Origin of the sequence: Marivirga aurantiaca (genome assembly GCF_016679925.1) — a bacterium.
Lineage (GTDB): Bacteria > Bacteroidota > Bacteroidia > Cytophagales > Cyclobacteriaceae > Marivirga > Marivirga aurantiaca.
Map to the genome: position 1 here is coordinate 269,157 of NZ_JAEQBW010000001.1, position 14,407 is coordinate 283,563.

The 14,407-nt window shown below is 35.6% G+C and carries 16 protein-coding genes and 1 CRISPR repeat array (1 of these 17 running past the window's edge); of the genes, 12 read left to right on the forward strand and 4 right to left on the reverse strand.

Annotated elements, in window-relative coordinates; genetic code table 11:
- Window position 1 precedes the first annotated feature (1 nt).
- Window positions 2-694: a glycosyltransferase family 2 protein gene (locus JKA74_RS01165; protein WP_201429316.1), complete on the reverse strand. Its 693-nt coding sequence runs from the start codon at window positions 692-694 to the stop codon at window positions 2-4.
- Window positions 695-978: 284 nt separating this feature from the next.
- Here JKA74_RS01165 and JKA74_RS01170 point away from each other — a divergent pair, with 284 nt between their 5' ends.
- Window positions 979-1,374, forward strand: coding sequence for an Hsp20 family protein (locus JKA74_RS01170; protein WP_201429317.1), 396 nt, complete (start codon window positions 979-981; stop codon window positions 1,372-1,374).
- Between the two features lie 142 nt (window positions 1,375-1,516).
- Here the strand turns inward: JKA74_RS01170 and JKA74_RS01175 are convergent, their stop codons facing one another.
- Window positions 1,517-1,840, reverse strand: a complete 324-nt coding sequence (locus JKA74_RS01175; RefSeq protein ID WP_201429318.1) for a hypothetical protein — start codon at window positions 1,838-1,840, stop codon at window positions 1,517-1,519.
- Window positions 1,841-2,020: 180 nt separating this feature from the next.
- On the opposite strand from JKA74_RS01175, the gene JKA74_RS01180 reads away from it, so the two are divergent.
- From JKA74_RS01180 to cas6 (JKA74_RS01190), 3 genes are all read left to right on the forward strand, one after another.
- A complete protein-coding gene (locus JKA74_RS01180) occupies window positions 2,021-2,887 on the forward strand; it encodes a sterol desaturase family protein (protein WP_201429319.1) in 867 nt (288 codons plus the stop codon).
- Between the two features lie 151 nt (window positions 2,888-3,038).
- Complete coding sequence (locus JKA74_RS01185; protein ID WP_201429320.1) at window positions 3,039-3,998, forward strand: helix-turn-helix transcriptional regulator; 960 nt, start codon at window positions 3,039-3,041, stop codon at window positions 3,996-3,998.
- A gap of 194 nt (window positions 3,999-4,192) precedes the next feature.
- The gene (cas6, locus tag JKA74_RS01190; RefSeq protein ID WP_201429321.1) at window positions 4,193-4,981 is read left to right on the forward strand and encodes a CRISPR-associated endoribonuclease Cas6; all 789 of its coding nucleotides are present in this window, start codon (window positions 4,193-4,195) and stop codon (window positions 4,979-4,981) included.
- A gap of 16 nt (window positions 4,982-4,997) precedes the next feature.
- On the opposite strand, the gene JKA74_RS01195 is transcribed toward cas6 (JKA74_RS01190), so the two are convergent.
- Together JKA74_RS01195 and JKA74_RS01200 are read right to left on the reverse strand one after the other, a co-directional pair.
- Window positions 4,998-5,183 (reverse strand): hypothetical protein, encoded by a 186-nt coding sequence (locus JKA74_RS01195; protein ID WP_201429322.1) that lies wholly within the window; start codon window positions 5,181-5,183, stop codon window positions 4,998-5,000.
- Entirely contained in the window at window positions 5,152-5,580 is a 429-nt protein-coding gene (locus tag JKA74_RS01200; protein WP_201429323.1) for a hypothetical protein, read from the reverse strand. The genes JKA74_RS01195 and JKA74_RS01200 overlap by 32 nt, the downstream gene beginning before the upstream one ends.
- Window positions 5,581-5,968: 388 nt before the next feature.
- Between JKA74_RS01200 and cas6 (JKA74_RS01205) the strand changes: the two genes are divergently transcribed.
- From cas6 (JKA74_RS01205) to cas2, 8 genes are all read left to right on the forward strand, one after another.
- Complete coding sequence (gene cas6, locus JKA74_RS01205) at window positions 5,969-6,625, forward strand: CRISPR-associated endoribonuclease Cas6 (RefSeq protein WP_201429324.1); 657 nt, start codon at window positions 5,969-5,971, stop codon at window positions 6,623-6,625.
- Between the two features lie 55 nt (window positions 6,626-6,680).
- Window positions 6,681-7,265, forward strand: coding sequence for a hypothetical protein (locus JKA74_RS01210; protein WP_201429325.1), 585 nt, complete (start codon window positions 6,681-6,683; stop codon window positions 7,263-7,265).
- Window positions 7,266-9,413, forward strand: coding sequence for a CRISPR-associated helicase Cas3' (cas3, locus tag JKA74_RS01215; RefSeq protein ID WP_201429326.1), 2,148 nt, complete (start codon window positions 7,266-7,268; stop codon window positions 9,411-9,413).
- Entirely contained in the window at window positions 9,410-10,726 is a 1,317-nt protein-coding gene (locus tag JKA74_RS01220; RefSeq protein ID WP_201429327.1) for a hypothetical protein, read from the forward strand. The genes cas3 and JKA74_RS01220 overlap by 4 nt, the downstream gene beginning before the upstream one ends.
- Window positions 10,727-10,787: 61 nt before the next feature.
- On the forward strand, window positions 10,788-11,867 hold the full coding sequence (locus JKA74_RS01225) for a CRISPR-associated protein Cas7 (RefSeq protein ID WP_201429328.1): 1,080 nt from the start codon (window positions 10,788-10,790) through the stop codon (window positions 11,865-11,867).
- Window positions 11,868-11,931: 64 nt separating this feature from the next.
- Window positions 11,932-12,444: a CRISPR-associated protein Cas4 gene (cas4, locus tag JKA74_RS01230; RefSeq protein ID WP_201429329.1), complete on the forward strand. Its 513-nt coding sequence runs from the start codon at window positions 11,932-11,934 to the stop codon at window positions 12,442-12,444.
- Between the two features lie 23 nt (window positions 12,445-12,467).
- Window positions 12,468-13,472 (forward strand): type I-B CRISPR-associated endonuclease Cas1b, encoded by a 1,005-nt coding sequence (cas1b, locus tag JKA74_RS01235; protein ID WP_201429330.1) that lies wholly within the window; start codon window positions 12,468-12,470, stop codon window positions 13,470-13,472.
- Between the two features lie 66 nt (window positions 13,473-13,538).
- Window positions 13,539-13,802, forward strand: a complete 264-nt coding sequence (gene cas2, locus JKA74_RS01240; protein WP_201429331.1) for a CRISPR-associated endonuclease Cas2 — start codon at window positions 13,539-13,541, stop codon at window positions 13,800-13,802.
- A 212-nt stretch (window positions 13,803-14,014) separates the two neighbouring features.
- A CRISPR array of direct repeats spans window positions 14,015-14,407; the repeat unit is 30 nt; unit sequence CTCTTAATCGCACCATACTGGAATTGAAAT (it continues 4,807 nt past the right edge of the window).

A 14,407-nucleotide genomic window follows, 5' to 3' on the forward strand; every position in this document is an offset into this window, starting at 1 on the left:
ATTATAAATATTTAAAAATTGTATATAAAATCTTATAGCCTGCTGAAACAGCTCCTTTCACTGTCCCTGATACTTTGGACGTCCCTATTCTGTTCCTGTAATTTACAGGAACTTCGGTGCATACCAGCTTGTGTTTCGCAGCCTTTACCTGCATCTCTACTGTCCATCCATAGGTTTTGTCCACCATATTGATGGCAATTAACTGTTCATACTTAATAGCCCGAAATGGCCCCAGATCCGTAAAAGTATAATTGTAAAATAATTTTAGCAGTCGTGTTGCCAGCCAATTACCAAATATTTGCGGAAATGTCATGGAGCCATTGTCCCTATTTCCTAAAGCTCTTGAGCCAATGACCATATCAACATTATCTTCTATGATTGGTTTCACCAAAAGAGGCAGTTCCTCCGGATAATCTGAATAATCTGCATCAAGAAAAACAATAATATCGGGCTTTTCGCTCATATTATTTACATATTCTATGCCCTTCAAACAGGCATTGCCATAACCTTTTGCAGGCTGATCAATTACTATCGCCCCCTCTTTTTCAGCAGAACGCCTGGTGTCATCCGTAGAAGCATTGTTCACCACAATGACATGATCCACCCATTCACTGGGAATGGCTTTTACCACAAGCCCTACGGCATTTTCTTCATTAAATGCCGGGATAATTACTGAAATTTTTGGACGTTTCATTTTCTTAAGACCGCAAAGGTACTAATTAGTGGATTTTATAATGTCTTAATGTTGACAAATTATAGGAGATAGTAAAATGATAAAGGGAAATTACTACTTCCTTGAATGCTGATATCAAAGAGGGGATACATCTTGCACTTGCTGAAGAAGAAAATCCATGTAAAAACATTGATCCTGTAAAATTGACAGATAAAATGGCTTTTGCTGTCAATTTGGCTAGTTAGCACTTGTTTTTAATTTTGGAATGCGATTTGCTTATTTAGAGATAAACAACGAAAGGCAAGATGAATTTACTAAATAATAAATTGTTGCTAAGAAATTTATTATTTCAAGGTGACCAACTTAATACATTGAGTGGCGGAGTAACACAAGTGACAATGGATGTGAAGAATCAGGAAAATGGTTCTCTTATTAATATACATGCGCCTGGTATTTCAGCAGAAAGTTTAAAAGTTATTTATGAAAAAAATGCACTGCATATTTATGCAACGCTCAATTATCAAAATAACGATAAAGCACCAGCTTTGATCCCGATTTTTTATCGCAAGCTGGATTTGCCAACCTTTGCTGATAACAATGCTATAGAAGCCCAGTACCATGAAAACAAACTGGAAGTTTTCGTGCCTATTGGAAGTAGCAATACAGGCAATAAGAAAGAGATTGAAATTAAACAAATATAAATTGCGCATGATTGGCGCCAGGGCTTCAAAGGTCAATCATGTTGTTTTCTGCCCATGACTTTATGAAAAATCACTCTTTGTTAAAATAAGGAGTGATTTTTTTATTTGTTCAAAAGAGGATTAAAGTCATTTAAATATTATTTTAACGATCTTTTTCACCTTCCCATTTCATTTTTTTTAAGAGCTTTCCCTGATCGTCATATCGGTATTGGTACTTTTCTTTACCCTCTTTAATGATAAAAGTATATACATAAACACCATTCTTTTTTTCTCTTGAGGAATGCTTCAAATTTTTTACAAGAATGGCTTCTTTCATGACAGAAGCCTTTACTTTGAGAGGGATATCTTCAATCTTTATTTCTTCAGAATTGGTTTTTTTATTAGTTGTATTGTTTACTACAGTTTGCGCAAGCGAAATACCTACTATAAATAAACTAGCTACTATGCTCAAAAAAACTTTTTTCATCACGCATAATTTAAGGTTGGATCACTTGATAAAAACGCTTTTATGATATCAATGGTTAGGCTGATAGTTCAATTTAATTAATTGCTCTGGTGGTGCTACACCTGTAGTATGACCAACTGTAACTTTTGTTACCAACTTTTCCATAAAATTTCTGTTCTTTGCAAGTAGCTAAAATTGAAAATGCAATACTTCGAACTTTTTAAAACCTCATTTACTGATTATGCCCGCTATGTGGGAAATGAAATTCTGCACCCGCATTGGGGCAACTATTTCTATTGGTTGATTGGGATCTCTGTTTTCTTTTTTGCCCTGGAGCTTCTTTTTCCCTGGAGAAAAAATCAGCCTAAAATCAGGAAAGACTTTTGGCTGGATGCCTTTTATATGTTTTTCAACTTTTTCCTGTTTTCATTGGTAGGCTATTATGCTTTCTCCAATGTGTTGGTTCATTTATTCAACGATTTTCTGGGATTATTTGGCTTAGAAAATATTGTAGCTTTCGAAATCCAATCCTGGCCTGTTTGGGCGCAGCTACTTACTTTATTTATTCTTCGGGATTTTATTCATTGGAATGTTCACAGGCTTCTGCATCGCGTGCCATGGCTTTGGGAGTTTCATAAAGTGCACCATTCTGTGGAGCAAATGGGATTTGCTGCACACCTGCGGTTTCACTGGATGGAAACAGTGGTCTACCGAACCATTGAATATATTCCTTTGGCCATGATAGGTTTTGGTATTCAGGAATTTTTGTTGGTTCATTTATTTACACTTTCTGTCGGACACTTTAATCATTCTAATATCAGTGTACCTCTTGGGCCACTAAAATATATTTTCAATAATCCACAGATGCACATCTGGCATCATGCCAAAAAGCTGCCTGTTAAAAACGGTGTCAACTATGGAATTACCCTAAGCATTTGGGATTATATTTTTGGCACCCATTATATCCCTAAAGACGGCAGGGATGAACCATTAGGCTTTGAGAATTTGGAAGAATTCCCTCAAACCTTGCCCAGGCAGTTATTATACGGGTTTAGGAGGAGGAAGTGATTTTATTTAAGCCTTAATAAGTCCACATCCCCGGAGCGTCAGCACGGGTCATATCTTTTTCAGCAGCTAAAATCCATTGTTTGTCGAAATAAATTAATATCTCAACATTTAATTATTATATTGATGAATTATTAATATAACCAAAGCCGGAATGACTGCTCAACCTAAGCTCTTTAGATTATTAAAAATCATCAGTTTGCTTTCTTCCAAACAACGCTACACTATACAGAAGTTGGCGGTAATGATGGAATTGTCAGAAAGAAGTATGTACCGCTATCTTGAATTATTAGAAGAATCCGGATTTGTCATTGACAAGGATTTTTATGGTAATTATTTCATGCACCAAAATCTGGAGGCTAAAATTAACCCTGTTTTTACTGCCGATGAACTGGCATTCATGCGACAACTGGCAAGTCTGAATAAACATCCTTTAATGGACAGCATGTTGCAGAAGCTATATGTAAGTTCTGAACTACCTCCTGTGAAAGAATTGATTGTAAAAGCCAGGTTAAGTCAACTGGTTGAGAAACTCAAAGTAAGCATAGCTGAAAAAAAACAGGTGGTAATTAAGCATTATCATTCTGCGGAAAGCGGCCGGATAGGCGACCGACTGATTGAGCCTTTGTCCGTAGAAAATGATTTTTTTACCATATTGGCCTTTGATGTAAATGCCCGGCAAACGAAGTTTTTTAAGTTGGAAAGAATGGGTGATGTGATCGTGTTGGATCAGGCGTGGAAGTTTGAAGAGGAGCATGAAAACCTGGATAGGGACTTTTTTGGGATGTCCGGCACAGCTTCTGTCTGGATAAAACTTGAATTGAGTTTGCGCGCCTATAATTTAATGAGGGAAGAATTCCCTGCCACCATCGATTATTTAATTAAGGAGGACGAGAGTTACTTCTTTTATGGCCCCATTAGAGGATACGAGGGTATTGGCCGATTTATTTTAGGGCTGCCAGGCGAAGTGCGCCACATTAATAATAAAGGATTGATTGACTACCTGAACAATAAAATGGAGGCTTTCTTACACCCGCGAGCCTTTCAAAATTTTGCAGCATTGGGAAAGCAGAAAGTGGATTTGGCAAACCAAATGGAAGTAGTAGGAAAATAGAATTGAGAGAAAGCGCAAAAGAATCTATATTTCTAATGAACGATTTTGGAGCTTTTGATGGATGAACCTGTTTCAGTCAAAGATTGGAGAGGCTATCATTAGAAAAAAAAGAGCTGATTTGAGTTTCTGACACAAGTTGTCAAAACAGGAATGTACCTTGGGCATTGAAAGAAAGAAAAACCATAAAATAATATATGATGAGGTTTAAAATTCATTTAGAGAGAATTAATGGAGATAAGTTCCTGCCGATCAATTATCAGTATGAATTGTCATCGGTGATTTATAAAATCATTCATACAGCTGACAGCGATTTTGCCCGCTTTTTGCATGATCAGGGATATATTACCGGACAAAAAACCTTCAGACTTTTTACCTTTTCACATCTGGTATTAGATAAATCAAAAGTGATTCCCGAAGCTGGCAGACTAGAGCATGTGGGTAATAAATCTTCATTTCAATTTAGCTGTTTGGTGGACAGGACCGCAGAAGAGTTCATCAAAGGCATTTTCATGAACCAGGAATTTACTTTGGGGGATAAGATTACTCAAGTAAGCTATACGGTTTCTCATATTGAAGCCCTGGAACCTCCGGTGTTTATGGAGAAGATGACTTACCGATGCCTATCGCCAATATTTATCAGAAACAAAAGGCCTGATGGCGGAGAGGATTATCTTCAACCAAAAGATGAAGATTACGCAAAGCTTGTGCTTTCAAATTTGGTTTCTAAAGCACAGGCGCTTGCTGTGGCAGGTACTTATGCAGACTTTTCTGAAGGTGAAACAGTTTTAAAATTGAATTCCATTGGCAAAATTTATAAAAAGGGTATTACCATTAAACAAAACACACTGCAATCCTCTAAATTGATTGGCTATAGTTATGAATTTGAATTAACTGCTCCGGTAGAACTACAGGAAATTGGCTATTATGCGGGTTTTGGCAATTTAGGCAGTCAGGGATTTGGTTGTGTAGGGGTGAAAAACTGATAGCTATGTTAAGCAATTATTTTATATCGATGTGCTCACCATTTTTTGTTAAGCTTAGTTCTACTTCTTTTGAAAGTTTACTTTTTAGTTTTTCAACTTCAGAAGCATATTTAGCATCAATACTTAATAACTTTTCTTTGCTAATATTATTATTAGGCAATTCTCTATCATCAAATATTTTTGGAGTGTTCCTTTCTTTCATAGTCTATTTTGTAATAATCAAAAAAGAATATCCAAATATAGTGAAATATTATTGCTTCTTTATCATTCACACCAATCTCAAATTGCGAAATCATTTTATCTACTACTTCATTAGCAATACTTTTAGATTTACTCAGCACAATATTAGTTGTTCTATCCTCAATGTCAATTGGCCATATGCCAGGTCGTTTAATCGAATAACTAAAATCTTTAGTGATCACGTACATTTCTTTCACATTATGAAAAATTGCCATTCTAATATCTTCAATAGAAAAGGTGTTGTTAGATGGGTGGTTATGGATCAATTGAGCGTCTTTAAACTCAAAAAGATATTGCGGAGGTATATTTATAAAATTCGATTCTCCAACAAATTTTCTGATTTGCCGACCGTCTTTCATTATATAAAGATGTTCGATAGGATGATATCGAAGTTTACTTATAGCTTCTTTAAGAGACTTTACTTTATCTCTTGGTACGGGAAAGTGATACTTTTCTTTCATGAAATGCTCTGTATTGAAGTAAAAAAACCGGAGACTATAAAAATCTCCGGGAAATCCATAATGGTGCGATTAAGCTTCTTTTTAAGAATAAAGAGTTATTTTTCAATGCCGTCAATGGATTTCATAACAAAGATATAATAAATTACTATAAGATTAAAGAGTTATTGGTATAGCTGATTTATTTATTAACTTGTAACCTTAATATAAACATGTGTAAAATAAATAACTCTATCAAAAAAACGGAAGGCTAGAAAACCATGCGGATTGAGGGAAAGAAAATAAGAATATGAGATTGATTTTAAAAATTTCGGCTAATAAAAGCGCAGTACCCTTTGACTACCAAAAATATCTGGTAGGAGCCTTTCATAAATGGCTTGGAAAGAATGAAGTACATGATGATGTTTCACTTTATTCATTGTCCTGGTTGCAGGGAGGTCAGAGGATTAAGGATGGATTAAATTTTAGAAATGGCGCAGAATGGGCGATTAGTACTTATGATGTGGGATTGCTTAAAAGGTTGATCCAAAACATTCAAGATGATCCGGAAATCAATTTTGGAATGAAAGTGGAAGGAGTAACTATTTGCCAGGAACCAAAATTTGAAGAAAAACACAGGTTTTTACTCTCCAGCCCAGTCTTTATTAAAAGACAAGAAGGAGAAAGAACAAAGTTTTATCTCTTTTCAGATAAAGAAAGTGGAGAGCTTATGACTTCTACTTTAAAGAATAAACTCAAAAAGGCAGGTCTTAATCAAGAAGGCTTAAAAGTATATTTTGATCCTAATTATCAGAACCCTAAAACAAAAATGATCACTTTTAATGGCATTGATTGTAGGGCAAGTATGTGCCCTGTCATTATAGAAGGAAGTCCGGAACAATTGGCATTTGCGTGGAATGTTGGAATTGGAAATTCAACGGGGATAGGATTTGGTGCTTTAAAATAGAAATTAACAGACCCGTAATGTTTTCAAAACCTTGCGGGTTTAAAACACAGATAATATGAACTATTATGTAGTTAAATATTCAGGGCCATTTGGTTTTATTAAACCATGGACGGCAGTAAGGGATAGTGAAACTTTCAGTCAGCAGTTTTTGACGCCCTCCATAGTAGAGGGTATTGAAAAGAAGTTGTTTCCTGAAACACTCGCGATTTCGGGTATTACTAAAATTGCAGGGCATCGCATTTCTTATGATCAGGTATCCGGACAACAAGAAGTTATTCAAACCCGTGGTTGGAACTCTACAAAAAAAGGCAAGGAATTCCTTTTTGACCGTCCCAAGGCTATTTTAATTAGAGGAGTACTTCAAAACCCAATTCTTCACCTTGCATTTTTGAATAAAGAAGATGCAATAAATGCTGCAAAACAACATGTGTGCCTATGTCGAAATGAAGACTTGTTATTCCCTGAATTAGTTTCAGAGAGTACAAAAGAAGAGTTTGAAACAAATGATAAAAGATATGCCGGATTTGAGCTTGTATTTGAGAAAAATGAGAAATCTTTTTTAGTGGGTTATCATAGAGTAAGTAATGAACCTATGCATGGATGGATACGCGTAGTTGGACAACCTGTAAATGCGTTATAAATGAATAGACTACTAGCAAAATCAGCCCCTGAATGGACTTCACTAAAAAATCATTTGCTCCATGTTTCTTACGCAGCTAAGTCATTTGCTTCCTATCTGAACATGGATGAAGAATTAGCTTACAATGGTGCTATTCTTCACGATATAGGCAAGTCGCATACTGAATTTCAAAAAAGATTGACGTCTTCAAGCAGAAATTCGAAGGTATTGAGGCATGAAATAAGTTCTCTGCTATTTCTTTCTGTATTTCCAGTTGAGCAAAAATCTCAATTAATAGAAATGGTTGCAGGGCATCATAAATCTATAAAGAATGATGCAGGTGATAAAGGATTGCTGGATTTGGAAGACGGCTATGATTATGAAGATTATCACATAGGTAAATGGAAAGAATGGAGTCCTGCTGCATTTGAACTTCTAAATGACTTAGGAATCAGTTGCGAGCCTTTTTCAGAAGATGTGGCAAGAGAAAACTTATCCATTGCAGTAAATTATTGCCAGAAAAAATCTAAGGAAAGAGGCTATTCAGAATGGAGGGGTCTACTCATGGGCGCTGACCATTATGCATCAGCCTTGATTGATGAAACACAAAATAAATTAGAAAAGGCTTTTAAAGTTCCTAATCTGACTTTCTTCAACCGAACGCATAAGCTATATCCTTTATCGTTAAAAGATACCAATTCTCCTAAAAAACACACTATTGTAGTTGCAAGTACCGGAGCGGGAAAAACAGACTTTCTGTTTAAAAGAACAAAAGGAAGAGTTTTTTACACACTTCCTTTTCAAGCTTCTATCAATGCAATGTTTAAGCGTCTTGCACAAGATTTAGAACCAACTAATCCTGATCTGGATATCCGTGTATTGCACTCGGCTTCAATGGTAGTTAAAAGGAAAGGAGCTGAGGAAGAAACTGCACTGCAATCACTTTTTGGTTCATCTATTAAAATTTTAACACCGCACCAGTTAGCTTCAATTGCCTTTGGAATGAGAGGGTTTGAAGCATTGATATTGGATTTAAAAGGCTGTGATATTATTCTGGATGAGATTCACACCTATACAGGTGTTTCACAGGCTATCGTATTAAAGTTGGTACAGATACTAAATCAACTGGATTGTGGCATCCATATCGGAACTGCCACTATGCCTACTGAATTATATGCCAAAATTTTGGAAGTGTTGGGGGATGATGTTTTAGAGATCAAGTTAAGTGATGAAGAGATGGATCAATTTGATCGACATGAAATTCATAAAATTAAATCATTCAATGATGCTACTGAACGAATTGATCAGGCTATTGTAAAAAATGAAAAGACACTAATTGTATTTAATAGAGTAGCAAGAGCACAGGAAGCGTATTTGTCATTAAAAAATGAATATCCGGATGTTCCTATTTTACTACTTCATAGTAGATTCAAACGTGGAGATCGCAATGAAAAGGAAAAAGTATTAATGGGGTTGGATGAGGAAGGAAAATCTCTTGAGGAATTCAATACCTCATCCAAAGCTTGTATAGTTGTGTCCACTCAAATTGTTGAAGTTAGTTTAGATATTAGCTTCGATTTAATGATTACTGAAACAGCACCTATTGATGCACTTATTCAGAGGTTTGGCAGAGTAAACAGGAAAAGAACAGCCGCTACAATTGGTAAAACTAAGCCTGTTTATGTGATTCCGCCACCTGAGAATAAAAATGACGCTCTGCCTTACGATGTAGAGGTTTTAAAAAGATCATTTGAAATTTTGCCTGACAAACAAGTATTGAAGGAAAGGGAATTACAGACGAAAATCGATTATGTATTTCCTAGTATAGATTTTCTAAATATAGAAGAGCATGCTGTTTTTAAAGCAGATGGAAAGATTTCTATTGATCAGTTAACTCACAGAAGTAAATCAATACTTTTTGAATTGTTAGAAATTGATTCCGTTTCCTGCATTTGTGAAGGGGATTTAGATGAATATGAAAATTCCTATTTTGAGAGGAGGTTGGAATTAGAAATACCTATTAGATATTATGCTGTACGCAATTTGAATCAGGCACAAAAAGGGAATAAACCTTTTGTTATACCGGATAAAGCCTATGAGTACCATTCCGGTTTGGATGTGAGAAAGATTTCAGAGAATAATTTTGACGTAAACAATCAACTACTATGATACCATCAGTAATTGGCAAGACCTTTTTGAAGACGTACAATGAGAAGTACAATAAACAATTTTCTCCAAAAGAATTCTTTGAGAAAGAATATTGGGAATTGTTCTATAACCATCCTAAATATCTCCAATGGGTAACAAACTCTCCTTTTGTTCAAATGAAGAAGGGACAAAAGCCTCATCTATTGACAGAAATTGACAGAAAGGAAAAATTGGAAAATTTATTTGAGAAGGCAGAGAATGAAATTCCTGATGCCAGCTTTGCTTTAGGATTTCCTGCGTCTGAATCCAAAGAATTTGCCAGCACATCAGGTTTGGTAAGTGAAGTGTTGATTCCTGTGGATGAAGATGAAGTTTACCTATCATGGATTGGAAGCAGTTTGGGAATAGGTGTAGCAGGTGGATTTACCATCCTTTTTGATGACCCTGTCATTACATTACAAACTTATGAAGGTTGGAAGGTTTATCGTAAGTATTTGAATGATCCTGTACTGGAAAAATTGAGAGGAAACCAGATTAATACATGGAATGGCCAATGGCTAACCTATTCACTCAACCCAGAGGATTATAGAGAAGATTTTGATTTTTCAACGCTTTATAATCACAAGATTTTTAAAGTGGATACATCCTTGACGGAGGTAAATACAGTACAATGGTCTCGCCTATTTTTTAGTCTGTCACTCCAGTTTTCTCAAGAAGAGATGATGGGATATGTTTACGGGTTTGGACAAACCAATAAAACTATTGGCTTTATTCCTTTCCAATTCAAATCTGGAAATCAGATCAAAGATGTTTATAAGCAATTATTTGGTGGGATTTATTCCAACCCTAAAGATTTTGAGAGCCTATTTGGTATGCACATCAAAAGAGCTTGTGAATTAGGTAGTATTGGATTGCAGGCATTAAGGCCCGATGGCCTTAAAAAATATATGAAGGAAGATAAAAATCTAACCTTTAAAAAAGAAGAAGACACAATAAATTATCAAGCATATAAAACCTGGTTAGTAGCTATGTTAACAAAAAACAAAGAAGAAATCACAGATTATACTATGGATTTAGCTAAGATTATCCAAAAGTATAGAGCAGGCGGGACGAAATTGGATCGAAAAACCCTCATTGAAAAAGAACTATTTGCCTCTCCTTCCAAAAAGGGCTTTATAGAAGCACTTACGAAGATGATTAAAGATTTAGATGGTGGAGATCTCCTTAACATTAAACAGCTTAAAGATGAAGTACATCTTATGACAAATGAAGAGTATGGATATTTCTGTACACTACTCAAATTTGACTATGCTTTTGTCGAACGACAAGCTTAATATTCTTTCCAAGTATTCAAAGTAGAAATATTATCAACAAGAACATTTAAAAAATATTATTATGAACACAATATATATAAGAACATTAAAAAGAGCGGAGCATACAGTTTTCAATGTATCAGATGGACAAAAATATTATTATGATGCTCAATTTAATAAAAGAATACCTTTTTCCAGTGGTCAGCAAGTTAAAAGATCTTTAGTTGATACACTTTGTGAAGCCATTAACCAGACTCCATCTCCCACTACCTTTCTATTTGATGTTAACAAGCAGAAAGAGCTTACAGAAGGAGAAGTATATGGGACATGTGATCCTACATACGCTGATCAATTGTTCGGTGGGTGGATGAAGGCATCTAAAAAAGATAAATCTGGATTGGTCAAACAAGAAAGAACTTTAAAAAGAAGGAGTCCTTTATCAATTTCAGCGATGAGGGCGTTACATCCACTTTTAGCAGGATTAGATAGTGAAAATGCTTCTTTTGATAGAAGTGATCGCCCGAATAATAAGGTAATAGTTCGAGACGAGAAAAATAATGAACTTAATGAAGAAGAAATAGTAACTCTACTGGAAGGAAAAGACAGAAGTCTTAGCCGAAAATGGATACCAAATAACAGCAGAGCAACAGGATTATTTGTATTTGATATTGCAATTGATTTAAGACGTCTTTTTACCGTCAGCACCAATCAGTTAGAGCCTGAAATGTCCGATGAGACTATTGAAAAGCTAAAAGCAGAGGGTTGGATTGAATCGGAAAATGTGTTTGGTAAATGTCTGGTAGCACCGAAGGATTTGCGTGAAAAGTGGATTCCTGGTTTAGCTAAAGCGATCATAAACTGGAGAATTACCTCTAATCAATCGCGTACTTTTAGTTTGATGGATACTCTAGCTCTTTCCATAAGCGATAATGCTAATTTAATTGCAGGAAGTATACGTTCTAAACTTTCGGAAGAGGATTCAAGGAAAGCCGACCCTATTGTTGATGAAAGCATCAATGGGGTAGACACTTTTGTGACTCTTCAGGCTGGTGCATATATTCATACTAAAAGTGAGAAAGTTGATGCATTGGAGTCGGCAGAAAAAACGCTTGTAGCGCTAATGAAAGCATTCGACTACGAAAATCAACTAGAAAGAGAATGAAATTCATATGATTACCCCAAAAACCCGCAAGGTTCCCAAAACCTTGCGGGTTTAAAAGAAAAAAATGCCCATCACTGGAACCCATATCGCCTACCTCCACACCTGCCATCGAAAGCTATGGCTTTTTGCTCATAGCATACAAATGGAGCATACTTCTCAGGTAGTGGCAGAAGGAAAATTGATAGGTGAAACTTCTTATGCTGAAAGGGCTCAAAAATATACTGAACTAGCCATTGACGGCATTAAAATAGATTTTTACGATGCAAAAAATAAAGTAGTACATGAAGTAAAAAAATCCGACAAGGTGGAAAAAGCTCATATAGCACAGGTAAAGTATTACCTGTATATACTGGCTAAAAATGGGATGCCGCATGCTTCAGCTATAATTGAATATCCTAAAATGAGGCAAAAAGAAATTGTGGAATGGCAAGAGGAAGACCAATCGGAAGTAGAGGAATGGATAAAAGGCGTAGAAGAAATCATGCATCAAAACGAATGTCCACCATTAGTGAAATTAAAAATATGTAAAAAATGCAGCTATTATGATTTTTGCTATTCCGGTGAGCTAACGGAATAAGAAGTACACATAAAATTCTGTCAATGAAGAAAACCTACTACTTATTTAACCCAGGTCGTTTGAGCCGCAAAGACAACACCTTAAAGTTCACGCCTGTTGATGAAAATGGAAAGGAAGAAAAACCGAAATACATTCCAGTTGAAGGGGTATCTGATTTATATTGTTTTGGTTCCTTAGACACCAACAGTGCGATGTACAATTTCTTGGGCAAACAAGGCATCAGCATCCACTTTTTTGATTATTATGAACATTACACCGGTAGTTTTCAGCCCAAGGAATATTTATTGGCAGGTAAAATGCAAATAGAGCAAACTTCCCATTATTTAGACACCTATAAGCGACAATTAATTGCCAAAAGATTTATAGAGGGCGCATCATTTAATATCACGAAAAACCTTAGGTATTATCTTAAAAGAGACCGAGAGGTAAATGATCATCTTGAACGTATTCTGGAATTTAGCCAGCAAATTGAAAATACTACCGAAATCCCTAACCTTATGGGAATAGAAGGTAATATCAGGCAGGTTTATTATGATTCTTTTAACATTATTGTTAAAGATCATGCTATGGAGGGAAGAAGTAAACAACCTCCAATGAATGAAATTAACGCACTTATTTCATTTGGAAATATGATGTGTTATACCTTGTGCCTGGACCAGATTTATCATACTCAGCTAAACCCCACCATCAGTTTTTTACATGAGCCCGGCTACAGGCGCTACTCTTTGGCGCTGGATTTAGCAGAAATTTTTAAACCTATTTTAGTGGACAGAACAATTTTTCGTGTTCTAAATAAAAAGGAAGTACAATCAAAGGATTTTGATTTCCATGTGAATAAAGTAGTATTAAAGGAGTCGGGGAAGAAAGCTTTTATAAGGGCTTTTGAAGAGCGGCTGAATGAAACCATAAAACACAGAACGCTAAACAAGAGTGTAAGCTATAAGCATTTGGTAAAGTTGGAATGTTATAAATTGAGTAAGCACTTGTTAGGTATTGAAACTTATAAACCTTTTAAAATTTGGTGGTAGAGCAGTTTGTAAACCCGCAAGGTTTCCAAAACCTTGCGGGTTTTTTAAGAGAATAATTTTGAAACTATGTATGTGATTTTAGTTTATGATATGGGAGAAAAGCGTGTAGCAAAAATGTTAAAGCTATGTAGAAAGTATTTGAATTGGATCCAGAACTCTGTTTTTGAAGGAGAAATTACAGAAGTAAAATTAAAAGAATTGCTAAGCCAGGCGAATATGTTTTTAAAACCTGAAAAAGATAGTATTATTATATTCAAGAGCAGGGAAGAGCGTTGGCTGGAAAAGGAGATAATAGGGAATGAGAAAAATAATCTAGACACCTTATTATAGCCGTTTTAGTTGTCAGAGGAGAGGAATTCTCAGAAGATTTATTTGACAAATCTCTATTTTTAAGTGAAACCTGCTTGTAGTGGGTTGAAATCAAGTTGTCGAAGCCCCGGCTAAAATCGCTTATTATAGGTAGACAACCTGAGCATCAGAAAAATTTAATTTGCTCATCGAATCTATTCAAAAAAAGCCTATTTTTGTGTAGGGCCTAACGGCTCTTAATCGCACCATACTGGAATTGAAATAAAAAGGCGATTTAGTGACTATTGAATTAGCCTACCTCTTAATCGCACCATACTGGAATTGAAATTTGTTAAGATTAATCAGATAGGGAAGTAATGTGTCCTCTTAATCGCACCATACTGGAATTGAAATGGAGAAAAGTTACACTGGGCCGAAGAATAGTTTAGCTCTTAATCGCACCATACTGGAATTGAAATAAAAATAAACCTTCCTCACCTAACGACTTAAGGCCTCTCTTAATCGCACCATACTGGAATTGAAATGACATTATAAAGGCATGTTTCGTGTCCGGCAAGATTCTCTTAATCGCACCATACTGGAATTGAAATTGCCTAAAGCAATATATACCACTACTGAAATAATCC